At 68.8% G+C, this 25,645-nt stretch carries 23 protein-coding genes and 1 tRNA gene; 7 read left to right on the forward strand and 17 right to left on the reverse strand.

Translation table 11 applies throughout. The annotated features are described in order from the left end of the window. Positions 1-23 precede the first annotated feature (23 nt). Entirely contained in the window at positions 24-590 is a 567-nt protein-coding gene (locus tag AC2EWF_RS09795) for an Ivy family c-type lysozyme inhibitor (RefSeq protein ID WP_483639194.1), read from the forward strand. A 93-nt stretch (positions 591-683) separates the two neighbouring features. Beyond that, positions 684-1,241, forward strand: a complete 558-nt coding sequence (locus tag AC2EWF_RS09800; protein WP_483639195.1) for an NADPH-dependent FMN reductase — start codon at positions 684-686, stop codon at positions 1,239-1,241. 105 nt (positions 1,242-1,346) lie between these two features. Here the strand turns inward: AC2EWF_RS09800 and ppk1 are convergent, their stop codons facing one another. Both ppk1 and AC2EWF_RS09810 read right to left on the reverse strand, forming a co-directional pair. Continuing rightward, on the reverse strand, positions 1,347-3,494 hold the full coding sequence (gene ppk1 / locus AC2EWF_RS09805) for a polyphosphate kinase 1 (protein WP_483639196.1): 2,148 nt from the start codon (positions 3,492-3,494) through the stop codon (positions 1,347-1,349). Positions 3,495-3,681: 187 nt separating this feature from the next. Next, positions 3,682-4,479 (reverse strand): helix-turn-helix domain-containing protein, encoded by a 798-nt coding sequence (locus tag AC2EWF_RS09810; RefSeq protein WP_483639197.1) that lies wholly within the window; start codon positions 4,477-4,479, stop codon positions 3,682-3,684. A gap of 156 nt (positions 4,480-4,635) precedes the next feature. Between AC2EWF_RS09810 and AC2EWF_RS09815 the strand changes: the two genes are divergently transcribed. Next, a complete protein-coding gene (locus AC2EWF_RS09815) occupies positions 4,636-5,871 on the forward strand; it encodes an MFS transporter (RefSeq protein ID WP_483639198.1) in 1,236 nt (411 codons plus the stop codon). A 13-nt stretch (positions 5,872-5,884) separates the two neighbouring features. Here AC2EWF_RS09815 and murB read toward each other — a convergent pair whose 3' ends face one another. The 6 genes from murB to amaB form a co-directional block, all read right to left on the reverse strand. Further along, complete coding sequence (murB, locus tag AC2EWF_RS09820) at positions 5,885-6,922, reverse strand: UDP-N-acetylmuramate dehydrogenase (protein WP_483639795.1); 1,038 nt, start codon at positions 6,920-6,922, stop codon at positions 5,885-5,887. Between the two features lie 10 nt (positions 6,923-6,932). Further along, positions 6,933-7,970: a quinone-dependent dihydroorotate dehydrogenase gene (locus AC2EWF_RS09825; RefSeq protein ID WP_483639199.1), complete on the reverse strand. Its 1,038-nt coding sequence runs from the start codon at positions 7,968-7,970 to the stop codon at positions 6,933-6,935. Between the two features lie 2 nt (positions 7,971-7,972). Then, positions 7,973-8,740 carry a class I SAM-dependent methyltransferase gene (locus AC2EWF_RS09830; RefSeq protein WP_483639200.1) on the reverse strand — a complete coding sequence of 256 codons (768 nt, stop codon included), beginning with the start codon at positions 8,738-8,740 and terminating at the stop codon, positions 7,973-7,975. Positions 8,741-8,742: 2 nt separating this feature from the next. Further along, positions 8,743-9,510 carry an SDR family NAD(P)-dependent oxidoreductase gene (locus tag AC2EWF_RS09835; RefSeq protein WP_483639201.1) on the reverse strand — a complete coding sequence of 256 codons (768 nt, stop codon included), beginning with the start codon at positions 9,508-9,510 and terminating at the stop codon, positions 8,743-8,745. Between the two features lie 7 nt (positions 9,511-9,517). Further along, positions 9,518-9,817, reverse strand: coding sequence for a DUF4190 domain-containing protein (locus AC2EWF_RS09840; protein WP_483639202.1), 300 nt, complete (start codon positions 9,815-9,817; stop codon positions 9,518-9,520). Positions 9,818-10,006: 189 nt separating this feature from the next. Next, complete coding sequence (amaB, locus tag AC2EWF_RS09845; protein WP_483639203.1) at positions 10,007-11,542, reverse strand: L-piperidine-6-carboxylate dehydrogenase; 1,536 nt, start codon at positions 11,540-11,542, stop codon at positions 10,007-10,009. A 114-nt stretch (positions 11,543-11,656) separates the two neighbouring features. Between amaB and AC2EWF_RS09850 the strand changes: the two genes are divergently transcribed. Further along, positions 11,657-11,733: transfer RNA gene (locus AC2EWF_RS09850), tRNA-Arg, on the forward strand. Positions 11,734-11,936: 203 nt separating this feature from the next. Here the strand turns inward: AC2EWF_RS09850 and arr are convergent. The 5 genes from arr to AC2EWF_RS09875 all read right to left on the reverse strand — a co-directional run bounded on the left by arr (position 11,937) and on the right by AC2EWF_RS09875 (position 18,125). Continuing rightward, complete coding sequence (gene arr / locus AC2EWF_RS09855) at positions 11,937-12,371, reverse strand: NAD(+)--rifampin ADP-ribosyltransferase (RefSeq protein WP_483639796.1); 435 nt, start codon at positions 12,369-12,371, stop codon at positions 11,937-11,939. Between the two features lie 181 nt (positions 12,372-12,552). After that, positions 12,553-12,930, reverse strand: coding sequence for a VOC family protein (locus AC2EWF_RS09860; RefSeq protein WP_483639204.1), 378 nt, complete (start codon positions 12,928-12,930; stop codon positions 12,553-12,555). A gap of 226 nt (positions 12,931-13,156) precedes the next feature. Beyond that, complete coding sequence (locus tag AC2EWF_RS09865; protein WP_483639205.1) at positions 13,157-15,466, reverse strand: transferrin receptor-like dimerization domain-containing protein; 2,310 nt, start codon at positions 15,464-15,466, stop codon at positions 13,157-13,159. A gap of 85 nt (positions 15,467-15,551) precedes the next feature. Beyond that, a complete protein-coding gene (locus AC2EWF_RS09870; RefSeq protein ID WP_483639206.1) occupies positions 15,552-16,907 on the reverse strand; it encodes a hypothetical protein in 1,356 nt (451 codons plus the stop codon). 108 nt (positions 16,908-17,015) lie between these two features. Next, complete coding sequence (locus tag AC2EWF_RS09875) at positions 17,016-18,125, reverse strand: glycoside hydrolase family 18 protein (RefSeq protein ID WP_483639207.1); 1,110 nt, start codon at positions 18,123-18,125, stop codon at positions 17,016-17,018. A gap of 102 nt (positions 18,126-18,227) precedes the next feature. Here AC2EWF_RS09875 and AC2EWF_RS09880 point away from each other — a divergent pair, with 102 nt between their 5' ends. Both AC2EWF_RS09880 and AC2EWF_RS09885 read left to right on the forward strand, forming a co-directional pair. Then, the gene (locus tag AC2EWF_RS09880; protein WP_483639208.1) at positions 18,228-18,413 is read left to right on the forward strand and encodes an oxidoreductase-like domain-containing protein; all 186 of its coding nucleotides are present in this window, start codon (positions 18,228-18,230) and stop codon (positions 18,411-18,413) included. 343 nt (positions 18,414-18,756) lie between these two features. Next, positions 18,757-19,749: an LLM class flavin-dependent oxidoreductase gene (locus AC2EWF_RS09885; protein ID WP_483639209.1), complete on the forward strand. Its 993-nt coding sequence runs from the start codon at positions 18,757-18,759 to the stop codon at positions 19,747-19,749. A gap of 150 nt (positions 19,750-19,899) precedes the next feature. Here AC2EWF_RS09885 and AC2EWF_RS09890 read toward each other — a convergent pair whose 3' ends face one another. From AC2EWF_RS09890 to AC2EWF_RS09905, 4 genes are all read right to left on the reverse strand, one after another. Further along, positions 19,900-20,361: an FKBP-type peptidyl-prolyl cis-trans isomerase gene (locus AC2EWF_RS09890; protein ID WP_483639210.1), complete on the reverse strand. Its 462-nt coding sequence runs from the start codon at positions 20,359-20,361 to the stop codon at positions 19,900-19,902. A 59-nt stretch (positions 20,362-20,420) separates the two neighbouring features. Next, positions 20,421-21,164, reverse strand: a complete 744-nt coding sequence (locus AC2EWF_RS09895) for a glutathione S-transferase family protein (protein WP_483639211.1) — start codon at positions 21,162-21,164, stop codon at positions 20,421-20,423. A gap of 73 nt (positions 21,165-21,237) precedes the next feature. Continuing rightward, positions 21,238-22,005, reverse strand: coding sequence for a slipin family protein (locus AC2EWF_RS09900; protein WP_483639212.1), 768 nt, complete (start codon positions 22,003-22,005; stop codon positions 21,238-21,240). Continuing rightward, a complete protein-coding gene (locus tag AC2EWF_RS09905; RefSeq protein WP_483639213.1) occupies positions 22,002-23,411 on the reverse strand; it encodes an NfeD family protein in 1,410 nt (469 codons plus the stop codon). Before AC2EWF_RS09905 ends, AC2EWF_RS09900 begins: the two co-directional genes overlap by 4 nt. Before the next feature lie 173 nt (positions 23,412-23,584). Here AC2EWF_RS09905 and AC2EWF_RS09910 point away from each other — a divergent pair, with 173 nt between their 5' ends. After that, positions 23,585-25,579: an OPT family oligopeptide transporter gene (locus AC2EWF_RS09910; RefSeq protein ID WP_483639214.1), complete on the forward strand. Its 1,995-nt coding sequence runs from the start codon at positions 23,585-23,587 to the stop codon at positions 25,577-25,579. Positions 25,580-25,645 lie beyond the last annotated feature (66 nt).

A 25,645-nucleotide genomic window follows, 5' to 3' on the forward strand; every position in this document is an offset into this window, starting at 1 on the left:
CCACCACGACGAGGAGACGCGCAATGAAGCTTTCCTTATTCGCATGCGCATTGACGGCGACGCTGGCCTGCGCCGCCTGCTCGCAAGGGCCGCAGACGCCAGCGTCCCCGGCTCCCTCCGCGCCTTCCCCGGGCAAGCCGGCCACGCAAGCCGCGCCGGCCGGCGCGGCGACCACCGCCGGCAACGACGCCGCCCCGACGGTCGCGACGCCGGGCGCCGCGCCGATCTACCTGTACGACCTGCTGCAGCGCCCGGATTTCACCAGGACGCTGGATGCGCTGCCCGGAGCGAAGGCGCTGCCGGCCTGGGTGCGCAAGGGCGGTACGGCCACCCCGGCGCGGACCGTGCAGGTGGACGGCAAGGCCATGCTGCTGGCCACCGCGTGCAAGCCGCACGACTGCCCCACCGAGCGCGTGGCCCTGCTGTACGACGCGCACGACCATGCGATGTGGGGGCTGTTTGCGCAGCGTCCGGAGAACCTGGCGCCGGCGGTCGACCCCGACGACAGCTCGCAGGACAAGCTCACCTGGCTGGGCCAGCCCGACCCGCCGCGCCAGCAGTTGCTGCACGACGCGCTGTACCTGCGTTGACGCCGCGCATCACGGCGGCTTGATCGCCGCGCGTGTCCAATGCAGGCGATGCGCCGCATCCGGGCGGCGCCCTTGCCCTGTGGAGCATCCTGCATGAGCACGATCAAGGTGGCGGTACTGGTGGGCAGCCTGCGCAAGGCGTCGATCAACAAGCGGCTGGCCCGGGCGGTGGAGCGGCTGGCGCCGAAGGAGTTTGCTTTCGAGCACATCCGCATCGACAACCTGCCGCTGTACGACCAGGATTTCGATGCCGACTACCCGGCCGAGGCCAAGCGCCTGAAGCGCGAGATCGAGGCCGCCGACGCGCTGCTGTTCGTCACCCCGGAATACAACCGCGGCGTGCCTGGCGTGTTGAAGAACGCGCTCGACCTCGCCTCGCGACCGTGGGGCACCAACTCCTTCGCCGGCAAGCCGGGCGCGGTGATCGGCGCCTCGATCGGCGGTACCGGCAGCGCACTGGCGCAGCAGCATCTGCGCAATGTGCTGGCCTACCTCGACGTGGCGACGTTGGCGCAGCCCGAGGTGTTCGTGCAGTTCAAGGACGACGGCCTGATCGACGCCGAGGGCCACGTCGCCAACGAGGGTACCCAGAAATTCCTGCAGGGCTTCGTCGATCGCTACGCGGCCTGGGTGAAGCAGCACCTGAAATAGGCCGCGTAGGAGCGCACCCTGTGCGCGGATGTTCTGGTGCTGGATCAAGGCCAAGAGCGTTCGCGCACAGGGTGCGCTCCTGCGCGCGGCGGGCCGGGGCGGCGCTCAGGCCTCCACGCCGCAGAACTTCTCCAGCAATTGCTGCTGCGCGTCGCGCACCGGCTCGTCGGGAGCGCGCGTCACCGGCCGGTAACTGCCGTCGGCCTGCAGTTCCGCGGTGCCGACGTTGTCGGCGAGGTAAAGCTCCAGTGCGCCGAGGATGCGTTGCTGCAGCTTCTTGCCCTCGATCGGGAACGCGCACTCCACGCGGCGGTCCAGGTTGCGCTCCATCAGGTCGGCGCTGGAGAGGTAAAGCTTCGGTTCGCCGTCGTTGGCGAACCAGTACGCGCGGCTGTGTTCCAGGAAGCGGCCGATCACCGAGCGCACGCGGATGTGTTCCGACACGCCGGGTACGCCCGGGCGCAGGCAGCACACGCCGCGCACGACCAGGTCGATGCGCACGCCGGCGATGCTGGCCTTGTACAGCGCGCGGATCATCTTGGGATCGGTGAGCGCGTTGACCTTGATCAGGATGCGCGCGTCGCGGCCCGCCGCGGCGTTCGCGGCCTCTTGCGCGATGAGGTCGAGCAGGCCCTGTTTCAGCGTGAACGGCGCCTGCAGCAGCTTCTTCATGCGCAGCGCCTTGCCCATGCCGGTGAGCTGGCTGAACAGCTTGTGCACGTCCTCGCACAACACTTCGTCGGAAGTGAGCAGGCTGTAGTCGGTGTACAGCCGCGCGTTGCCGGTGTGGTAATTGCCGGTGCCCATGTGGGCGTAGCGCACCAGTTCGCTGCCTTCGCGTCGCTGGATCAGCATCAGCTTGGCGTGCGTCTTGATGCCCACCACGCCGTAGATCACCATCGCACCTGCCTGCTGCAGGCGCGAGGCGAGGGTGAGGTTGGACTCCTCGTCGAAGCGTGCGCGCAGTTCCACCACGGCGGTCACTTCCTTGCCGGCGCGCGCCGCGTCCACCAGGGCGTCGACGATCTCCGAGTCGGCGCCGGTGCGGTACAGCGTCTGCTTGATCGCCAGCACCTGCGGATCCTTCGCCGCCTGGCGCAGCAGGTCCACCACCGGCGCGAAGGATTCGTAGGGGTGCAGCAACAGCACGTCCTGCTTCGCGATCACCGCGAACAGGTCCTCGGCGTGCTTCAGCACCTTGGGCAGCGCGGGCACGAAGGGCTTGTACTGCAGCGCCGGGTAGTTCACCTTGCTGGCGATGCGGAACAGCCGCGCCAGGTTCACCGGGCCGTTCACCTCGTAGAGCTCCGACTCGGCCAGGCCAAACTGTTTCAGCAGGTGGGCGGTGAGTGTCTTCGGGCAGTTGTCGGCGACTTCCAGCCGCACCGCGCTGCCGAAGCGGCGCGAATACAGCTCGCCGCGCAGTGCCAGCGCCAGGTCCTCCACGTCCTCCGGGTCGAGCGCGAGGTCGGCGTTGCGGGTCAGCCGGAACTGGTAGCAACCGAGCACGTTCATCCCGGGGAACAGCTCGTCGGCATGCGCGTGGATCATCGAGGACAGCAGCACGTAGCAATCGCCGCCCTCGGCGATGTCGTCGGGCACGCGGATCAGCCGCGGCAGTACGCGCGGCGCCGGCACCACGGCGAGGCCGGAGTCACGGCCGAACGCGTCCGTGCCTTCCAGCTGCACGATGAAGTTGAGACTCTTGTTGACCAGCAAAGGGAACGGGTGAGTGGGGTCCAGCCCGATCGGCGTCACCAGCGGGGCCACCTCGTCGCGGAAGTAGCGGCGCACCCACTGCTTCTGCTTGTGCGTCCACTCGTCGCGCCGCGCGATGCGGATGCCGTGCGCGGCGAGTTCCGGCAGGATGCGCTCGTTGAGGATCGCGTACTGCCGCTCGATCTGCCGGTGTGCGACCGCGCTGATCTCGGCCAGCGTCTGGCGCGGCGCCATGCCGTCGGCGCCGAGCAGTTCGTGGTCCAGCGCGATCTGGCCCTTCAGCCCGGCCACGCGGATCTCGAAGAACTCGTCCATGTTGCGCGAGAAGATCAGCAGGAACTTCAGCCGCTCCAGCAGCGGCGTGCGCTCGTCCAGCGCCTGGTCCAGCACGCGGATGTTGAAGGCCAGCTGCGACAGCTCGCGGTTGATGTACAGCCGGCGCTCGCCGAGGTCGGGCGCCGCGGCGGTCGCGTCGTTGGCCGCCGCGGCGCGGGTGGCGGCAGGCGGGGACTTGCGGGGGGAGTGCGAACTCATTCGATGCGTATCCGTGGGCGTGTCGCGCTGATCCTGCGGGCCATGGTAACCCCGGCGGCCCATGCGTTCCGTGCAGGCGTGTGACGACTGTGCCGAGGTTTCTTGACAGCGCGATGACGCCAGACGGCCTTGCAGCACGCCTCCCGCGATGACCCTGGCGCGTGCCCGTGACCCAAAAGCTCCCGCCTCAGGCGGCGCGGGCCTCGCCCGCATGCAGCGCCAGGTAACGGCTGGGCGGAGCGCCCAGCATGCGCCGGAACGCCGCGCTGAACGCGCTGGCGCTGGCGTAGCCCAGCTCGATCGCGACTGTGGTGACCGCTTCGCCGGCGCCGAGCCGGGCCAGTGCGGCAAGCAGGCAGGCCTGCTGGCGCCACGCGGCGAAGCTCATGCCGGTCTGTTGGCGGAACAGCCGGGTGAAGTGGCGCCGGCTCATGCCGGCCTTGTGCGCCATCGCATCGACGTCGATGTCCAGCGCGGGTGCGGCCAGCAGAGCGCGGCACAGCTTGCGCAGGCGCGGCTCGTCGGGCAGCGGCGTGCTCAGCGGCAGCGCGGGCATCGCGCGGATCTCGTCCAGCAGCAGCGCCATCAGGCGGCCGTCGCGGCCGTCCAGGGCGTATTCCAGCGGCAGGTCCACCGCCTCCAGCAGCAGCGCATGCAGCAGGGGCGACACCTCGATCACCTGGCAATAGGCGGGCAGGCCCGCGGCGGCGGCGGCCTCGCGCCGCACGTAGGCGCTGCGCGTGGAGACCGCGCCGCTCATGTGCACCTCGTGCGGGACGCCCGGCGGCAGCCACAGCGCGCGTCGCGGCGGCACCACCCAGCTGCCACGGTCGGTCACCGCGCTGACCACGCCGGTGGCCGCATACAGCAGCTGGCCGCGCCGGTGCGCATGCGCGGGCAGCACGTAGCCGGCGGCGTAGTCGTTGCCGGTGGCCACGACGTCGCGGGGCGCGTTCTCGTAGGCGTCGATGCGGGTGTGTCGCATGCGGGAACCTGCCTCCGGTCTCGGGTATGGCCCGAATTCGACATATTTTGACCCGACGGCGCATGCGGGCCGCCCGACTGCCGATTATCGTGTGCGCGGCGACGGATGCAATGCACGCCGCCGCGATCCCTTCCCCGAAATCCCCGACGGTTCCCCATGCAGACCCGCGTCGACGCCATCCCGCTGGACCCCGCCGCCGCGCCGCCCGCGGCCGCGGACGAGCGCACCCAGTTCACCGTGCTCGGTGCGATCAGCTTTTCGCACCTGCTCAACGACATGATCCAGTCGCTGATCCTGGCGATCTACCCGCTACTGAAGAGCGGCTTCGACCTCAGCTTCGCCCAGGTCGGCCTGATCACGCTGACCTACCAGGTCACCGCCTCGCTGCTGCAGCCGCTGGTGGGCATGGCGACCGACCGCCGGCCGATGCCTTACTCGCTGGCCGCCGGCATGGGCTTCACCCTGGGAGGGCTGCTGTTGCTGGCGACCGCGCCGAACTTCCCGATGCTGCTGCTGGCGGCGGCGCTGGTGGGCACCGGCTCGTCGATCTTCCACCCGGAATCCTCGCGGGTGGCGCGCATGGCGTCGGGCGGCCGTCCGGGACTGGCGCAGTCGGTGTTCGTGGTAGGCGGCAACTTCGGCGCATCGCTGGGACCGCTGCTGGCGGCGTGGATCATCGTGCCGCACGGCCGGGAAAGCGTGGCGTGGTTCGCGCTGGCGCCGCTGCTGGCGATCGCGGTGCTGGTGCAGGTAGGCCACTGGTATGCGCGCCACCACGCTACCCGCGGCACGTCGCGCGCGCGCCGCGCGCCGGTGCGCGAGTTGTCGCCGGGCATGGCGAAGGCCTCGCTGCTGCTGCTGGGCGTGCTGATCTTCTCCAAGTATTTCTACATCGCCAGCATCAGCAGCTATTACACCTTCTACCTGATGCATACGTTCAAGGTGTCAGTGCAGAACGCGCAGGTGCACCTGTTTGTGTTTCTCGCCGCGGTGGCCGCGGGCGTGCTGATCGGCGGCCCGCTGGGCGACCGGGTAGGGCGCAAGTGGGTGATCCTGGGCTCCATCCTGGGCGTGGCGCCGTTCACGCTGCTGTTGCCGCATGCGAACCTGTTCTGGACCGGCGCGTTGAGCGTGGTGATCGGCCTGGTACTGGCGTCGGCCTTCACCACCATCATCGTCTACGCGCAGGAGCTGGTGCCGGGCCGCATCGGCATGATCTCCGGTGTGTTCTACGGCCTCGCGTTCGGCATGGGCGGCCTGGGTGCGGCGGTGCTGGGCAAGCTCGCCGACCTCGACGGCATCGCGCACGTCTACCAGCTGTGCGCGTACCTGCCGCTGATCGGCGCATGCGCGATCCTGCTGCCGGACATCGAACGGCCGCGACGGGCCTGACCGACGCGCGGCTTCAGCCGCCGACCACCACCGGTTCCGGCTCCAGCCGCACGCCGAATCCGGCCTGCACGGCGGCGATCACGCCCTGGGCGAAGGCCCACAGTTCGGCGCCGCTGGCCTGCCCGTGGTTCACCAGCACCAGGGCGTGGCGGCTGGAAATGCCGGCGTCGCCGGCGCGGCTGCCCTTGAGGCCCGCGGCCTCGATCAGCCACGCGGCCGAGAGCTTGCAGCGGCCGTCGGGCTGCGGCCATACCGGCAGCTCCGGGTGCTGCTGCCTGAGCGCCGCCGCCTGTGCGGCATCGACGATGGGGTTCTTGAAGAAGCTGCCGGCGTTGCCGATCACCGCGGGGTCGGGCAGCTTGCGCGTGCGCAGGCGTACCACCGCCTCGGCGACGTGGAACGGGGCAGGCTTGTCCACGCCCATGCGCGCGAGTTCCTCGCGGATGCCGGCGTAGTCCAGCCTGAGCTCGCGCGAACGGGGCAGGGCGAAGCGCACCGCGGTGACGATGTAGCGGCCGGGTTCGTGCTTGAACAGCGAGTCGCGGTAGCCGAACGCGCAGGTGGCGCGGTCGAGCTGGGCCACGCGGTGTTCGCGCGTGTCCCAGGCTTCCACGCTCTCGATGAACTCGGCCACCTCGGTGCCGTAGGCGCCGATGTTCTGGATCGGCGCGGCGCCCACCGTGCCGGGGATCAGGATCAGGTTTTCCAGCCCCGCGTAGCCCTGGCCCAGCGACCAGCGCACGAAGTCGTCCCAGCGTTCGCCGGCGGCCACCGCGATGCGCGCGATGCCGCCGTCGCCCGTCGCCGGTTCGTTCACCTGCACGCCGCGGGTTTCCATCGCCAGCACGGTGCCGTCGAAGTCGCCGGCGAGCAGCAGGTTGCTGCCTTCGCCCAGCACCAGCAGTGGCGCGTTGCGTACCGCGGGGAAGTCCAGCAGATCGGGCAGCTTGGTGGCGTCGCGCAGTTCGGCCAGCAGCTTTGCGCGCGCATTCACGCGCAGCGTGTTGCGCGTGGCCAGTGGGGCGTTTTCGGTGAGCGTGTAGCCGCCCATGTCGGTTTTCTCAGGCGGCATGCCGGCTTTCCTGCTGGCGGCGGATCTCGTCCACGCATTCGGCGATCAGCCGCGGACCGCGGTAGATCAGGCCGGAATAGAGCTGTACCAGCGTGGCGCCCGCGGCCATTTTCTCCGCCGCGTCGCTGCCGTCTAGGATGCCGCCCACGCCCACGATGGGCACGCGTTCGCCGAGGCGCCGGCGCATGCCGCGCAGTACGTCGGTGGCGAGCGCGAACAATGGCTTGCCGGACAGGCCGCCGGTCTCGTTGCCGCGCGGGTCGTCCGTGACCAGCGCGCGGTCGACGGTGGTGTTGGTGCAGATCAGGCCGTCGATGCCGCTGGCGAGCAGCGCCTCGGCGATGCCGTCCTGTTCGTGTTCGGACAGGTCGGGCGCGATCTTCAGCAGCATCGGCCTGCGCGTCCCGGCCTGCGAGCCGAGTTGCTCCTGCCGCTCGCGCAGCGTGTCGATGAACCGGCGCAGGGTGGCTTCTTCCTGCAAGTCGCGCAGGCCCTGGGTGTTCGGCGAGGAGATGTTCACCGTGATGTAGCCGGCGCGGTCGTACACGCGGTCGAGGCACCGCAGGTAATCGTCCACCGCATGCTCGTTCGGCGTGTCCTTGTTCTTGCCGATGTTGATGCCGAGCACGCCGCGATAGCCGGACTGGTCCACGTTGCGCACGAGTGCATCGACGCCGTCGTTGTTGAAGCCCATGCGGTTGATGATGGCCTCGTGCCGCGGCAGGCGGAACAGCCGTGGCTTCGGATTGCCTTCCTGCGGGCGCGGCGTCACCGTGCCCACCTCGACGAAACCGAAGCCCAGCGCGCCCAGCGCGTCGAGATGCCTGGCGTTCTTGTCCAGGCCCGCGGCCAGGCCCACCGGGTTCGGGAAGCGGATGCCGAACGCCTGCACCGGCAGCTCGGCGGCGGGCCGGGCGACGAAGCGCATCAGCTCGCTGCGGTAGGCCACGTCCAGGCCGTACAAGGTGAGGCCGTGCGCGGTCTCGGCGTCCAGCGCGAACAGCAGGGGGCGGAGCAGGTCGTACATGTTCAGTCCAGGGTGCCGACGATGATGCGCGTGTCGTAGTCGAAGCTGATACGGCCGCCCTGCCGGCAGCGCTCGAACAGTTCGCGCAGGGCGGCGAGCATGGGTTCGTGCTGCGGATGGCCGGGCTTGGGTGCGTAGGAGGAAGACATCAGGCGGCCGCGCAGGCCGTCGAAATCCAGCTGCTGCCTGTGCTCGAAGCGGGTCGTGCCGCGCCAGCCGGCGCCGAACCACGCACGCATGGCGTCGTCGTCGGCGTAGCGCTCGGCCACTCCCGTGTAGTCTGTGCCGTAGCGCTGCAGCAACGCCTCGTAGCCTGCGAGGAACGGCGTGCCGGCAAGCCGGCGCGAGTTCCAGAAGATCGCGGCGAGGCCGCCCGGGCGCAGGATGCGCGCGAACTCGCGCCGCGTGCCGGCCGGATCGAACCAGTGGAAGGCCTGCGCCACCGTCACCAGGTCGACGCTGGCGTCGGGCAGGCCGGTGGCGTCGGCCTTGCCTTCGATGGCATTGAAGCCAGGCCGATCGCCCAGCCAGGCGACGGCCGCCTCGCGCATCGCCGCGTTCGGCTCCACCGCGGTCACGTCGTGGCCGGCGTCGAGGAACAGCTTGCTGGAGATGCCGGTACCTGCGCCCACGTCGGCGACCCGCCGGTCCGGCGTCACGCCGTGTTGGTGGCGCAGCCAGTCGATGAGGGCCGTCGGGTAGTCGGGGCGATAGCGCACGTAGTCGGCGACGCGGTCGCTGAAGCGCGCGGTGCTGTCCAGTGCGCTCATGCCTATCCGTTCAATTGCTGGCCGCCATCCACGGACAGCGTCTGGCCGGTGATCCAGCCGGCATACGGCGAGGCGAGGAACAGCGCGGCATGGGCGATTTCATCCGGCGTGCCGTAACGGCCGAAGGGGATCCTCGCCAGCGTGGCGGCATAGCGCGCGGGATCGTCCTGCCGCACGCGGTCCCACAGGCCATCGGGAAATTCGACCGAGCCGGGTGCGATCGCGTTGACGCGGATGCGCTGTTCCGCCAGCTGCAGCGCCTGCGAGGTGGTGTAGTGGCTGAGCGCCGCCTTCATCGCGGCGTAGGCAGGGCCGTTCTTGCGCGGATGCAGCGCGGCGATGGAACTGGTGTGCAGGATGCAGGCGTGCGGCGAGGCCGCGAGGTGCGGCAGCGCGCAGCGCGAGGCGCGGATCGCCGCCATCAGGTCGATGTTGAAATCGGCGAGCCAGGCATCGTCGCCCTCGCCGAAGCCGTAGCCGCTGGCGTTGTTCACCAGCACGTCGATGCCGCCCAGTGCCCTGGCGGCGGCGGCTATCCAGGCTTCGATGGCTGCCGGATCGCCCAGGTCGCAGGCTTGCGCGTGCACGCTTCCGCCGTGCGTGGTGAGCGTGCGGGCCGTGTCGTCCAGTGCGGCCTGCCCGCGGGCGCAGATCGACACCGCGGCACCGGACCCGGCGAAGGCCAGCGCGATACTGCGGCCGATGCCCTTGCTGCCGCCGGCGACGACGACGCGCCAACCGCGGAAATCGAACGGGGAGGCGGTCGTCATCTCTTGGTCAGCGCCAGAAGTGGGCGATGCCCAGACCGAAGAACAATGCGGCGATCAGGAAGAACACGGCCAGCACGCTGAGCGCCAGTTGCAGGTAACCCAGCACCATGCCGGCGATGGCCATGCCGTCGCCTTCGATGCGCTGGTCGCCCGGCGCGCGGCGGATTTCGTTGCGCGCCAGATGGCCGCAGATCACCGCCACGAGTGCGCCGACGAAGGGCAGCATGCACCAGGCGAGGACGCCGAACACCAGGCTCACGATGGCCAGCGAGCTGGTGGTGGAACGGTATGGCGGCTGATAGCTCATGGCGTCGATCCTTGGGCGTGGCCTGCGGGAAAGCTTGCTCCCTTCCCTGACTGCAGGGGAGGGCCGGGGTGGGGTGCTCGTCCTGCACGAACGCCGGAAGCACCCCCTCCCGGCCTTCCTCGCTCCTCAGGGCGGCGCCATCCATGGCGCCGCCCCGCGTCCCCTGCAGGCAGGGGGGAGGGAAATCACTTACAGGTCGAACTTGATCCCCTGCGCCAGCGGCAGCGCGTCGGAGTAGTTGATGGTGTTGGTCTGCCGGCGCATGTAGACCTTCCACGCGTCCGAGCCGGATTCGCGGCCGCCGCCGGTTTCCTTCTCGCCGCCGAACGCGCCGCCGATCTCGGCGCCCGAGGTGCCGATGTTGACGTTGGCGATGCCGCAGTCCGAACCGGCCGCCGACAGGAACTGCTCCGCGGCCTTCAGGTTCTGGGTGAAGATCGACGAGGACAGGCCCTGCGGCACGTCATTCTGCATCTCGATGGCTTCGTCGATGGTCTTGAACGGCATCACGTAGAGGATCGGCGCGAAGGTCTCGGCCTGCACGACCTCGTCGCTGTTCTTCAGGCCGGTGACGATGGTCGGCAGCACGAAGTTGCCCTTGCGGTCGGTCAGCGCCTTGCCGCCGGTGCGCACGTTGCCGCCGGCCGCCTTGGCCTTCTCGATGGCGGCTAGATATGCCTGCACAGCCTCCGGGCTGTTGAGCGGGCCCATCAGCGTGGTGGCCAGCGTCGGGTCGCCGATCTTGCCCTCGACCTGCTGGTAGGCCTTGACCAGGGTGGCCAGCACGTTGTCGAAGATGGCCTCGTGCACGAACAGGCGGCGCGTGGTGGTGCAGCGCTGGCCGGCGGTGCCGACCGCGCCGAACACGATGCCGGGGATGGCCAGCTTCAGGTCGGCGCTTTCGTCGAGGATGATCGCGTTGTTGCCGCCCAGCTCCAGCAGCGAACGGCCCATGCGCTTCGCCACGCGCTCGCCCACGTGGCGGCCCACCTTGGTGGACCCGGTGAAGCTGATCAGCGGGATGCGCTTGTCGTCCACGAACGCCTGCGACAGCTCGACGCCGGCGTCGTTGAACAGGAAGAACAGGTCCGGGAAGCCGCCGGCCTTGAGCGCCTCGTTGCAGATCTTCATGGTGGCGACCGCCGACAGCGGCGTCTTCGGCGAGGGCTTCCAGATGCAGATATCGCCGGCGATGGTGGCGAGCATCGCGTTCCACGCCCACACCGCCACCGGGAAGTTGAACGCGCTGATGATGCCGACCAGGCCCAGCGGGTGGTACTGGTCGTACATGCGGTGGCCCGGGCGCTCCGAGTGCATGGTGTAGCCGTACAGCATGCGGCTCTGGCCCACCGCGAAGTCGGCGATGTCGATCATCTCCTGCACTTCGCCGTCGCCCTCGGGCTTGATCTTGCCCATCTCCAGCGCGACCAGGGAGCCCAGCGCGTCCTTGTGCTTGCGCAGCGCCTCGCCGCACAGGCGCACGGCTTCGCCGCGGCGCGGGGCGGGCGTGGTACGCCAAGTCTTGAACGCGGCCTGCGCGCGCTCGACGATGGTCTCGTAGTCGGCCGCGCTGCTCGCATGCACCTTGGCGATCACCTCGCCGCTGGCCGGATTCACCGGCGCCAGCGTGCCGGCGTCGCTGGTCTTCGACCACTCGCCGTGGCCGAGGTAGGTGCCGGAATTGACCTCGGCCAGGCCGAGCGCGGAGAGGATGTTGTGGGACATGGGGGCTCCAGTGCCGGGCGCGCGAGGCGCCCCGTTTCGAAACCGCCATTCTAGCAGGGGCGACCCCCGTGCCGGTTCGCGCACCGCGGCAATCCATGCCAGAATCCGCGCCCTGGCCCCGTAGCTCAGCTGGATAGAGCATCCCCCTCCTAAGGGGAAGGTCGCGCGTTCGAATCGCGCCGGGGTCACCAGACGAACGAAGGCCGGCGATGCCGGCCTTCGTCGTGGGAGGGGGCGCCAAAGTTGGCAGTAGCGCTGAAGTTCAAATGCCGCCACGCAGGGCGCCGCTTGACCGGGCTGGCGCGTTTGACGGTCAGGTGCAGCGAGTACGGACGCGCTGGGCGGGGAGCTCGACGTAACCTGGTCAGGTGCAGTGGAGATCCATGGCTTCCGCCTAGTTGATGATTTCGCCCATGCCCGCTTCGATGCGACTTCTCAATTGCCGGACGAATTCCGCGTCGTAGGATTCCCAGCTTTCGAGCTCGCCAACGACTTCCAAGGGGTGCTCGCTCCGATAGGACCGCGTTGGATTGCCCGGAAATTTCCTGTTTGTGACATTGGGGTCGTCTTCAAAGCTTCCTGTCGGTACCACGACGTAAACCCGTGGGCCACCTTCGCCCTTGGCCATTTCTGCAGCAAGGCCGGCTCCTTTTGGCAAGGCTGTGAAATAGATGTGATTCATCACGATGCCATCGGCATAGTTGGACCTGAAGCCCGCAGTCAGCAAATCGCCGACCGACAGGCTTGCCTTTGTTCCGTGGTAGAACGGTCCTGCCACCCGGTCGCAATTCTCGTGGGAAACCGGAATCCACTCATCATCCGGCGCCATCCCGTCGGCATGCATTGCTTTGGCCGCCTCGCGTGTCCTGCCCGATCGACAGGGCCGCGATCCTAGTTCGCGCCGTGAGCCTTGCCGCAAGTCGCGGTGGCGGATATAAAGTCATGGTGGGAGGCGCAGTGCGCCTCCTTTTATTTTGGCGTGGCGCCCTTTCTCGCAGTGGATGCCGATTTCAAGAAGCTTCTTCTCTGCGCTCCTCCATAAGCGCAAGTTGATGGCCGTCGGGGTCGCGGAAGAACACCATCCACAATTCGTGATCGGGCATCTTGGCGATGAGGTGCGGCTCATCGTCGAACTTCACGCCCCGGGCGGAGAGTTCGAGCACCGCTGCGTCGATGTTCCCGACGCGGAAATAGTGGCAAGTCCCGGCGGAAGCCACGACAGCCTTGGATGATCCCTCCAGCATGAGTCGCACGCCAGCGCAGTCGAAAAACACCAATGAGCCGAAGCGGAAGAGTCGGGTCAGGCCCAGACTTCCACCGTAGAACGACTCCGACTGATCGGGATCACTGACTGGCAGGGCGATCTGGCCGATTTGTGCGAGTTCCACAGTGCCTCCTCTCTGGTGCCTGACGCCTGAATCAAGCCGCGCCACGGAGCGGCGTCAGCATGAATTGATGATTGGGCCGCTGCCTGATCCGACCAACGAACGATGACAGCCGTGGCCCGAAGTATCCGAGGGCGGCGGTCGCGCAGCGACCCATCGACAGCGTGGCCAGCAAGTAGGGCATGGAAGGGTAGTCCGGCGCCGTCCCTGGCGCCTTCCACGACCGCGCTCAGCGCGGTTGTTTCAGCATCGCAGTGAGCTTGTCGAGCTGCGCACGATAACCATCCAGCACCTTTGCCGTGACTACGGCATAGCGATCCGCCTCGTTCCAACGCCGCGCTTCAAGCGCTTCGCGCACGCCGGGCAGAGTCTTGACGCCGTAGCCGGTGAGCATGCCAGGGGCGTAGATCATGTGGCGGAACCAGGTGCGGCCGGGCAGGCCGTCGGGATCGGTGAGCGATTGCTCCATGCGGCCCATCAGCGTGTTCAGTTTGTTGCGCTGGGCTTCGGAGAGATCGAGTCCTGCCGCAGCGCGGGCGTGATACGCGGCCTCATAGGCCTGTGCACTCTGCTTGAGTCGTTTCGCCGCCATGTCCAGCGGCGCGAGGTCGATCGCCGGCACGTCGGAGTCGCGTTCCGGCGGCGCGACCGGACGAGTGGGGTCGCTGGTCAGCGCGAACGCATGCTGGGCCAGCAGGCGGTGCTGTTCGGCGGTGGCCTTGCGGGTGTCTGCGACCAGCGTGTGCAACTGGTCGACGTAGCGATCCAGCGTGTCGCTGAAGTCGCCGAAGCGCAGCGGCAGCACGCGGGCGTCGGCGGTGCGCAGCACGATGTGGCCGGCGACCTTGGACAGCGCCACGCCGTATTCGAACGTGGGATCGCCGAAGCGCACGTAGTGGTCGAAGGAGTCGTAGCGCGAGTGGTAGATGCCGCCGTCGTCGTCCTCGCCGCTGAAGCCGAGGTCCAGCGAGGCGATGCCCAGGTGTTCGAGGAAGGCGCTGTAGTCGGAGCCGGAACCCAGCGCAGCGATCGGCAGGTCGCCACCCGAGGCGGCCGGCTTGGCGTCTTCCTTCGCCTCGGGCTTGGCGCCCTTCGCCGCGCCGTCCACCAGCATGCGGGCGCGCAGGCGCTGCTGCACGCTGACGTGCGTTTCCGGATCGGTGACGCCGGCGGCGACCTGGTTCACCAGGTGCTGCAGCGAATGGCTGCCGCCAGCGTCGAGGAAGCCGCGGCCGTTGGTGTCGGAGTTGACGTAGAGCACGGCCTTGGCCTGCAACTCCTTGGCATGTGTTTCGGCCCATTCGGTGGAGCCGAGCAGACCGGGTTCCTCGCCGTCCCAGCTGGCGTAGACCAGGGTGCGCTGCGGCCGCCAGCCCTGCCTGACCAGCGTGCCGATGGCCTTGGCTTCGGCCAGCAGCGCCACGTTGCCGGCGAGTGGGTCCCAGGCGCCGAACATCCAGCCGTCGTGGTGGTTGCCGCGGACGATCCACTGGTCCGGCTCGGTGGCGCCCTTGAGCGTGGCGATCACGTCGTAGACGGGCTTGCGGCTCCAGTCCGACTGGACGACCAGATGCGCCTTCGTCGTGCCCGGGCCGATGTGGTAGGTGAAGGGCAGGGCTCCGCGCCAGTCGGCCGGCGCCACCGGGCCGCCCAGCGATTCGAGCAACGGCGTAGCGTCGGCCCAGGAGATCGGCAACACCGGGATCTTCATCAGCGTCTTGGCGTCCTTCAGCGCCAGGTGTTTCGCCCCGGGGACGGAGCCGTAGCCGGGCGTGGTGGGGTCGCCGGGATAGACCTGCATGTCGGCCACCGAGCCGCGCTGCACGCCGTCGGCGGGTCGCCAGCCGCCCTTGGGGTACTCATCGCCGCGCCAGTAGCCATCGTCGCGCGGGTCGGAGTAGATCAGGCAGCCCACCGCGCCATGTTCCTGCGCGAGCTTGGGCTTCAGGCCGCGCCAGCCGCCGCCGTAGCGCACGATCACGATCTTGCCTTTGACATCGATGCCGCGCCGGGCCAGCGCCTTGTAGTCGTCCGGCATGCCCTGGTTGACGTAGACCAGCGGCGCGGTGACGTCACCGTCGGCGCCGTAGACGTTGTAAGGCGGCAGCGCGCCGTCGCGGATCGCCGAGGTGGCGTCGCCGGGCACGGCCGGCTCGCTGAGCTTCGCGGTGTAGGGTTTCGGCCCCAGCAGTTCCAGCGCCACCTTCTTCGGCGTGGGGTAGAGCACGTCGAAGGTCTCGATGCGCGCGTCCCAGCCCCATGCGCGGAATTTCGCCAGCATGAACTCGGCGTTCGCCTTGTCGTGCGGCGTGCCCACCTGGTTCGGCTGCGAGGACATCTGCTTCAGCCACGCGCGCTGGTCGGCGGGGTCGAGCAGGGCGTCGAAGCGCTGCTCCAGGCTTCGCTGTTGCGCGGCGCCTTCGGTGGTGAAGCCGAGCATGGCGCCCATCGGCTGGTCGGCAGGCGGGGCGGCCGCGGCGCAGAAGGTGAGCAGCAGGCAGCCCAGGGCCAGTGCCGGGCGAATGGTCGGATGGATCATGCGGTGACTCTCCTTCACGAGCGGGACGTGGTGGGTCGATCGGCCGTTCGCCGCAGTCGCGCGGCGATTCGGCAGGTTGCGTCGGCTAGTCGTTGTCGCCACTCCTGGCCGGCACGGTGATGTTCTGGTGGTGGAGCGGGTCGTCGTTCTCGTCGCTGAAGCGCAGGCGGTACTTGCCGGGGCGCAGGTAGAGGTCGGACCCCGGCACGCCCTGCGAGCTCATCGTCAGTCGCAGACCCAGCGTGCCGGGCAGCGGCACCTGGTCCAGCACCAGGCGGTCGGCCGGGATCGCGTCGTCGCCCTCGTCGGCGTAGCGCGCCTCGACCAGGCAGGGAAAATGTTGCTGGCAGCGCGCGCCGTCGACGAACCAGGCGCGGCGCAGGCCGCCGAGGCCCAGCCAGTCGGGCCTGCCGCGCACCAGGCGGATCGGCGGGAAGAACACGCTGACGTCGTAGCCCGGGCGCAGCGACCAGGGCTTGCCCGTGATGTCGGTGAAAACGATCGGCACCTCCGGATGCAGCCGTGCCATCACCGCGGTGTAGACCGGATGGTCGTCGCCGGCGACTGCATGCGGATACAGCGCGGTCTGTTCGACCGACAGCATGGTCAGGCCGGTGAGCTTGTACAGGTGCTCGGCCATCGACGATCCGCCGAGGTAGCGGCCGGATTTCAGGATGTGCCCGTAACCGGCGTCGACCACCAGGCGCGCCCCGGGATCGCGCTTGAACACGGCGTCGTCGAGGTTGCGCGCCTGCTCGGCCTCGCGCGCGTCGCCGCTGGCGTCGGACCGGGCCTCGTAGGCGACCACCTTGAAACCCAGCTTCAGCGCAGTGCGCACCATCTCGGCGCACACCGGTTCCTCGGTGTAGAAGCCGCTTGTGTCGACGGGATAGCCGCGCCGCCGCAGGCCGGTGTCGGCCTGGTACAGCGTCTCGGCGGCGAAGTAGTCGAAGCCCTCCGCGCGCAGGCGGCTGAGCAACTGCACGGTCAGGCTGCGGGTGAGCGCCACGTTGTGGGCCTCGTTGAACAGCACGACGCGGTAGTTCTTCGCCAGCTCCGGGATCGCCGCCAGCGCGGGCCAGGCGTGGTAGCCGGGCAGGCCCAGTGGCGAGGGGCGGTCGTCCGGCTCGGGCAGCTGCTTGATCGAGAAGCTGGCCGTCGCGTCGGGATAGTCGCCGAGGAAGCTTTGGTACCAGCTGAGGTACTGGCCGAAGATCAGCCGGAACGCCGGCGACTTGTCATCGTCCCAGGCATGGCGCATCACCTGGTATTGCGCAAGCAGCCCCTTGTGCCGGTTCGCCGCGGCCATGATCCCGTCGGACTTGTTCGCCGCGGCAAGCTGCAGCGCCTGCCACTCGGCCGCCGTCTGCGCGGCGGCGGCAAGCGGGCCGCACGCCAGCAGAACGCAGGCGAACAAGGTGGCTGGGCGGCGTGGGGACATCGGGCTACCTCGGCAGAGGAAACAGCCTCGTCGCCCGCCGTTTTACCAGCCTCGCCGGGCGCTGTCCCCTGCGCCGCCCGGATATGGGTCACAAGTCACGGGTGCGCGTCACTGCAAGCCCTGCCACACCGCGTTGAGCAGTTCGCCGTTGGGGTCGTTGTCCTGTTCCCAGTACATCAGGCCGCCCAGGTGTCGTGCCTTCACGTAGGCGGCCTTGGCGGCGATGGATTCGGGGTCGTCATAGGTGACGAAGCGATGCGTCTGCGCGTTCCACAGGTACGGCGCCTCGGCCTTGGCGTCCCAGTGGCGCACATAGCCGTGGTGGTTGATGTAGCCGGCCTTGAGCTGCGGCCAGGCGATCATGCCCTGGAAGTGGGCGTAGCGCTGGAACAGGCCGTCATGGGCGGGGTCGACGCCGGCGAATTCGCGGCCGTAGAACGCCACTCCCGGCACCAGCTTGGCGGCTGGCACGCCGGCGGCGCGGAACTGCCGCACCGCGCGCGCCAGCGTGCGTACATCCGCCGGCGCCAGCGCGGAAGCATGCAGGCCGGTGTGGTTGCAGGTGGTCGGCGTCATCGCGTTGCAGAAGTCGTAGGTCATCAGGTTGAACCAGTCCAGCGACGGCGCCACCGCGGCGATGTCTATGCCGTCCACGAACGGGCCATCGGCGGCGGCGATGGTCAGCAGGGTGTGCCTGCCGTGGCCGGCGCGGTCCAGCGTGGTGCGCAGCGCCTTGAGCAGGGCGGTGAAGTGTTCGCGATCCTGCGGACTGGAGGCGATGCCGGACTCGTGATGGCCGGGGTATTCCCAGTCCACGTCGAGGCCGTCGGCATGCGTCCCGGCGAGCAGTGCCGCGGCGCTGTCGGCGAAGCGCTGCCGCCCGGCCGCAGTGGATGCCGCCTCGGAGAAGCCGCCCGCACTCCAGCCGCCCACCGACACCATCACCTTGAGTCCCGGATGCGCGGCCTTCAGCGCGATCCGTTGCTGCAGCCGTGCGCGGGCCGCGTCGTCGAGCGTCCCCCGGCCATCGACCACCCGTGCGAAAGCGAAGATCAAGGTATCGATGCGATCCACGTCGCCGGCGGGGATGGGGTGCTGTGCGGTATCGTAGGCCACCACGCGATAGTGTTCGCCGGCGACGGGCGCAGCGGGCGCGCCGAAGGGCAGTGCCAGCGCGGCCAGCAGCGCGAGCAGGGAACGGACAAGGCGTGACGGCATCGGGGGACTTCCGCAACGGGGAGTTCCCGATCATCGCAGCGCGGCGGCCGCGCGGCCAGTGCGGCGATACACTGCGGCGATGCCCGACCGGAATCCTTGCGCGTGAGCGCCGCCGACACGCCTGCCAGCCCGCCCGACGATCCGCGGCCGCAACCGCCGCCCGCGCCCGACCCGGCCGATTGTTGCGGCGAAGGTTGTGTGCCCTGCGTCTACGACACCTGGGAGGCCAAGCTGGAGCGCTACAAGGCTGCGTTGGCGGCGTGGCAGGCGCGGCATCCGGACGGCTGAGAGCCTGTTCGTGATCTCTGCTTGGCTCGCGTTGCCTTGTCGTGGTTGTCAGGTCGTGGTGCGTGGCGCAGCGCCTGTCTGGCTGTCAGGCCAAGCCGCGCGCTGCCGCATGGCGGCCACGGCGAGGCTACCCCTGCACCTATAAATTCCGGGGCCGGGTCTGTTTGCCCGTATGCCGGCGGCATCACTCGGGCGCGGACGGACGTCCACGCCTTCCTTTTTCCTTGGCCTGCGCGCAAGCAGCTCCCGGCGCGGGCCATGCAGAGATCGCGAACAGGCTCCGAGATTGCCAAGCGCGGCATCAACCCCCAGATAGGAGCGCATCCTTTCCCCGGATGCCGCCATGATCCCGTTCTCCGTCCTCGACCTCGCGCCGATCGCCGAAGGCAGCGACGCCGCGCAGGCTTTCCGCAACACGTTGGACCTCGCGCAGCTTGCCGAGCGGCTGGGCTACCGCCGCTACTGGCTGGCCGAGCACCACAACATGCCCGGCATCGCCAGCGCGGCGACCGCCGTGCTGATCGGCCACGTGGCCGCCGGCACCTCGACGATACGCGTCGGCGCGGGCGGCATCATGCTGCCGAACCACGCACCGCTGCAGGTGGCCGAGGCCTTCGGCACGCTGGCCGCGCTATACGGCAACCGCATCGACCTCGGCCTCGGCCGCGCGCCCGGCACCGACCACGCCACCGCGCGGGCGCTGCGCCGGTACTACGACAGCGCCGACGCGTTCCCGCAGGACGTGATGGAGCTGCTTGCCTATTTCGAGCCGGCCGCGCCGGGCCAGGCGGTGCGCGCGGTGCCCGGCGCGGGCAGCGAGGTGCCGGTGTGGCTGCTGGGTTCCAGCCTGTTCGGCGCACGGCTGGCCGCGCAACTGGGATTGCCTTATGCGTTCGCCTCGCACTTTGCACCCGATGCGATGGACGAGGCGCTGGCGTTATACCGGCGGGATTTCCGGCCGTCGGCGCGCCTGGCGAAGCCCTACGCGATGCTGGGAATCAACGTGGTGGCAGCGGCCAGCGCCGCCGAGGCGCGGCGCCTGTTCACCACCCAGCAGCAGAGCTTCATCAACCTGCGCCGCGGCCATCCCGGCCTGATCCCGCCGCCGATAGCCGACATCGAGGCGTACTGGACGCCAGCGGAAAAGCTCATGGTGGAGCGCGCGCTGGCCTGCGCCGTGATCGGCGACGCCGCCACGGTGAAGCAGGGCATCGAGGCCTTCATCGACCGCCACCGGCCGGACGAGCTGATGATCACCAGCAACGTGTTCGACCACGCGCTGCGGCGGCGCTCGTATGAACTGGTGGCTGCGCTGCGCGACGAGGCAACCCCGTAGGAGCGCACCCTGTGCGCGGCAGGGACCATCGCGCACAGGGTGCGCTCCTGTAGCTTGCGTTGGACCCGTAGGTCGGGCTTCAGCCCGACCTACGATGGGCGTGCGGCAGGATGCGGGTGTGGGCGTTTTCCCTTGAAGTGGGCGAAGGCCTTATCGCTGCCCCACGCCCACCAGTTTCACGTCGAACACCAGCGAGGCATTCGGCGGGATCACCCCGCCGGCGCCGTGCGCGCCGTAGCCGAGTTCGGCGGGAATCATGAGCGTGCGCTCGCCACCCACGTGCATGCCGGCCACGCCCTGGTCCCAGCCCTTGATGACCATGCCCTGGCCCAGGGTGAAGGAGAACGGTTCGTTGCCGTGGTCGGCGGTGGAGTCGAACTTCGCGCCGTGCTTGTCCTTGGCGGTGTCGTCGTACAGCCAGCCGGTGTAGAGCACCTGCACGGTCATGCCGGGCTTGGCCTCGGCGCCGTCGCCGACCTTGGTGTCGATGGTGGCGAGCTTGTCCACCTGGCCGTGGCCGGCCGGCGCGGGCGGCGGTGGCGTGCCGTTGCAGGCGGTCAGCGCGGCGAGCGCGAGGCTGGAACAGGCGAGCAGGGCGAGGGCATGGCGCATGGGAGGTATCCGCGATGATGGCGACGCATCATCGCAGATAGCCCGGAGCACTTCGACGCTCAGGCCGCCGCAGCCTGCAGCTGCGGCCAGACATGCGCGGGGTAATAGACCCGCATCATGCGCGCCACGTAGTCGACCAGGTTCGGATGGCGTTCGGCGGCCGCGCGCAGCGGCGTGTCGAAAAACGGGGTGAGGATCGCCGCGAGCACGCCGAAGGCGATGGCGTCCACGGCGTGCGGCCGGTCGCCGAACAGATACTCGCGTTCGCCCAGCAGCACGGCGAGCGCCGCTATCGAACGCGTGCCCAGTTCGGCGATCTGCGCCGGCGCGTGGCGACCCAGGCCTTGCGCGTGCAGCTCGTTCTGCTTGGCGGCCTGCATGTCCTCGCGCAGCCGTTCGCGCAGCGCCTCGGGCGCGCGGTCGGCAAAATGCGCCGGGCCCTTGGCGAAGTTCTCCGCATCGACCCAGCGGAACCAGACCATGGCCCAGTACAGGTGGTCCTCGACCATCCGCTCGATCGCCCAGGCCTCGGCGCGCTGGCGTGCGTCGAGGCCCGCGTCCAGGTCGACCCCGTATGTGCGCTCGAGGTGGGCGCGGATGAAGCTGGAGTCGCACACCACCTCGCCCGCGTCGTCGATGTACGGCAGCTTGCCCTTGGGCGCCTCCGGCGGGATCGCGAATACTTTGCGGTAGGGCCGATGGGCCATCTGCAGCTGCACTTCGGTCTTGGTGACGAAGGGGCTGGGGTCGGGCAGGCCGAAGGCGGGGGCGCAACCGTACAAGGTGATTTGCGGCGTGGTCATGGCGAGACTCCTCGGGTGAATGGCCGGGAGTCTGGCCGGACGCTGCTGACAGCCTGTTGTCAGCAGGCTGTCGTCAATCCGTCGGCACGTGCGGCTTGCCGGCGTCCAGCAGCGGCTTGATCAGCTCCATCGGCAGCGGGAATACGATGGTGGACGCCTTGCCGCTGTTGGACATGTCGGCCATCGTCTGCAGGTAGCGCAGCGACAGGGCCTGCGACTGCTGCGCGAGCAGGGCGGCGGCGTCGCGCAGCTTCTCGGCGGCCTGCAGTTCGCCCTCGGCATGGATCACCTTGGCGCGCCGCTCGCGCTCGGCCTCGGCCTGGCGGGCGATCGCGCGCACCATGGTCTCGTTGAGGTCGACGTCCTTGAGTTCGACATTGGTGACCTTGATGCCCCAGGGATCGGTGGCCTCGTCCAGGATCTGCTGCAGGCTGTGGTTGATCGAATCGCGCTGCGACAGGATTTCGTCCAGTTCGTGCTGGCCGAGCACGGAGCGCAGCCGGGTCTGCGACAGCTGGCTGGTGGCCTGCAGGAAGTTTTCCACCTGCAGCACCGATTTGTCCGGCTCGACGACGCGGAAGTACACCACCGCGTTCACCCGCACCGACACGTTGTCGCGCGAGATCACGTCCTGCGGCGGCACATCCATCACCGTCACGCGCAGGTCCACCCGCGTCATGCGCTGCACGATGGGCACCAGCAGCACCAGGCCCGGACCCTTGATGCCGGTGTAGCGGCCCAGCGTCAGCACCACGCCGCGCTGGTACTCCGGCAGCACCTTGATCGTCAGGAACAGCAGCAGGACCACCACGATGACGACGACACCACCGAACCCGATCATGGGCGTTCTCCTTTGTTCGCCTGCAAGGGCGTGACGTGAAGCAGCAGGCCGTGCCGCCCGGAGACGCGCACGCGCGTCCCGGCAGGCAGGGCGGTTTCAGAGTGCACCTGCCAGCGTTCGCCGCCGATGCGCGCCCAGCTCTCGCCGCCGGCAGGCACTGCCTGCAGCAGCTCGCCACTGGCCTGCAGCATCGGTTCGTCGCCGACGAAAGGTGTGGCCCGGCGCGCGCGCGATACCAGCCGCAGCAGCATGGCCAGCAGGGCGACGGCGCAGAAGGCGAGGCCGGCGATCACGCCCACGTTCACCTCGTAGCCCGGCACGCCGCGGTGGAACAGCATGATCGAGCCGATCACGAACGCGATCACGCCGCCGATGCCGACCACGCCCGCGGTCGGCATGAAGGCCTCCGCCAGCAGCAGGCCGATGCCGAGCGCCATCAGGGCCAGCCCCGCGTAGTTCACCGGCAGCAGTTGCAGCGCGTATAGCCCTACCAGCAGGCAGATGCCGCCGGTGACGCCGGGCAGGTAGCTGCCGGGATGGAAGGCTTCCAGGATCAGCCCGTAAATGCCGGCGAGCAGCAACAGGTAGGCGATGGTCGGGTTGGTGACGATGCCCAGGAAGCGTGCCCGCCAGTCCGGCGGGTAATCGCGCACCGGCAGCCCGCGCAGCCGCAGCACCACGCTCCGGTCACCGAGCTTCACCGTGCGGCCATCGGCCTGTGCCAGCAGCGCGGCGGCATCGGCGGCGACGAAGTCGACCACGTGCTGGCCGGCCGCCTCGCTGGCGGTGAGCGTGGATGCGCCGCGCACCGCCTGTTCGGCCCACGCGGCGTTGCGTCCGTGCAACTGCGCCAGCGAGCGGATGTAGGCGATCGCGTCGTTGAGCACCTTGCGGCTTTCCGCGTCGGTGGCGGGGGCGCCGGAATCCGGCCTGTCGCTGCTTCTGGATGAGGCGGGCCGGGTGCCACCCACCGGCAGCGACGTGCCGCCGGCCAGGCTGACCGGGGTCGCCGCACCCAGGTGGGTGGCCGGCGCCATCGCCGCCACCGGGCAGGCGTACAGGATGTAGGTGCCCGCCGAGGCGGCGCGCGCACCAGGCGGCGCCACATAGCCGAGCACCGGCAGCCGCGATGCCAGGATCGCGCTGACGATCCGTCGCATCGATTCGGCGAGGCCGCCGGGCGTGTCCATCTGCAGCACGATGGCCGTGGCGCCGTCGGCATCCGCTTGCCGCATTGCAGCATCGACGTATTCCGCCGCGGCCGGGCCGATCGGGCCGTCCAGGTCGATCCGTGCCACGAAGCCGGCGTCGCCGCGCGCGGCCGCTGGCGATCCGGCCGCGAGGGCGGCCAGCGCCAGCGCCAGGGCAGCGGCGGCGCCCAAGCTGAGCCATGGCCTGCGCCACATGTGTTCGCCTCCCGGATCGCGACAGCAGCACAGTGCGCCAGCCGCCGTTGCGGCGATGTCTAGGCCGCCTCGGGGCGGCACGCCTGCCATGCAAGGCGTTGCCACAGCAATATTTCGCGGTATGCCCGATCCAAGCTATCGTGCGCGGCAGCGTCCATCCGGGGAGTACCAGCGTGAACCCATCCGCATCCAGCGCGCCCTCACGCGCCGAACTGACCCTGCGCGGCCTGGTCATCGGCGTCGTGATCACCGTGGTGTTCACCGCGGCCAACGTGTTCTTCGGTCTCAAGGCCGGTCTCACGTTCGCCACCTCGATCCCGGCGGCGGTGATTTCCATGGCCCTGCTGCGCGGGTTCAAGGATTCCACCATCCAGGAAAACAATGTCGTGCAGACCATCGCTTCGGCGGCGGGCACGCTGTCATCGATCATCTTCGTGCTGCCAGGCATGATCATGATCGGCTGGTGGGCCGACTTCCCGTTCTGGACGTCATTCGCCATCTGTGCCCTGGGTGGCACCCTGGGCGTGATGTATTCGATCCCGCTGCGTCGTGCGCTGGTGACCGATACCGACCTGCCGTACCCGGAAGGCCTCGCCTGCGCCGAAGTGCTCAAGGTGGGCACCGGCGACGACGCCGATGAGAGCAGCGTGGAAGAGGGACGTGCCGGCCTGCTTGCCGTGCTGTGGGGTTCCATTGTGTCGGCGTTGTTCGCCGTGGTGGTGGCCACACAGGTGTTCGCGTCCGACTTCGTGCGTAACTTCCGGGTGAACGACAAGGGCGCGGTCAGCGGCTTCGATTTCAATCTTTCATTCGCGTTGTTCGCCATCGGCCATCTGGTGGGCCTTTCGGTAGGCATCGCGATGCTCATCGGCGCCGTCATCGGCTGGGGCTGGGGCGTGCCGCATTACTCGGTGTTGGGCGACATGTCCGCGACGGTGTCGGATCTGGCTAACGCCACCTGGAGCCACAAGGTGCGCTTCGTCGGTGCGGGTGCCATTGGCGTGTCGGCCATCTGGACGCTCGCCAAGCTGGTGAAGCCGGTGATCAGCGGTCTGACCTCGGCGATGGCCGCTTCGCGCGTGCGCAAGGCCGGCAAGGCCGACTCACTGCCGCGCACCGAGCGCGATATCCCGATCGGTATCGTCGGCCTGATCACGCTGGCCTGCTTCGTGCCGATCGCCTGGTTGCTGGGCTACTTCGGCGAGACCAGCGGTCTGGGTGACCACGTTGCCGTACTCGCCATCGGGGGCGTGGCCTTCGTGGTGCTGATGGGCTTCTTCGTGTCCACCGTGTGCGGTTACATGGCTGGCCTGATCGGTTCGTCCAACAGCCCGCTGTCGGGCGTGGGCATCCTCGTGGTTATCGCCGCGGCGCTGCTGCTGGTGGCGTTCGTGAAGCCGCACGTGGGTCCAGAAGAAGGCAAAGCGCTGGTGGCATTCGCGTTGTTCATCACCTCGGTGGTGTTCGCCGTGGCGGCCATCGCCAACAACAACCTGCAAGATCTGAAGACCGGTCAGCTCGTTGATGCCACGCCGTGGCGCCAGCAGGTGGCGTTGGTGGTCGGCGTGATCGCCGGTGCGGCAGTGATTCCGCCGGTGCTGGACATGCTCAACAAGGCCTACGGTTTCGTGGGCGTGGCCGGTGCGGGCGCGCACGCGCTGCCGGCGCCGCAGGCGGGTCTGATCTCCGCGCTGGCGCAGGGCGTGATCACCAACAACATCGACTGGAGCCTGATCATCACGGGCATCTGGATCGGCGTCGGCATCATCGTGATCGACGAAATCCTTGCGCGCACCACCAAGCACATGCGCGTGCCGCCACTGGCGGTGGGCCTGGGCATCTACCTGCCCACCGTCAGCACGCTGATGGTGGTAGTGGGTTCGGTGGTGGGCTGGTTCTTCGATCGTCGCGCCGACCGTGGGAAGAAACCGGAAACCACCAAGCAACTCGGTGTTCTGCTTGCTTCGGGCCTGATCGTGGGCGAGAGCGTGATCGGGGTGGTCATCGCGTTCATCGTCGGGCTCTCCGGCAAGCCGGCGCCGCTGGCGCTGGTGGGCCAAGGCTTCGGTGAGGCGGCGCAGTGGATCGGCGGCATTGCCTTCGCAGTCATCGTCTTCTTCATGTACCGCTGGATCGCCCGCTTGGGGCAGGGTACGTCCGCAAAGTGAAGTTGGGCATTGTTTATCGCCTGCAACAAGGCCTGCTTTAAACTAGCGGCCCTCCAGGGAAAACGA

This window comes from Rhodanobacter sp. sgz306013 (assembly GCF_057031145.1).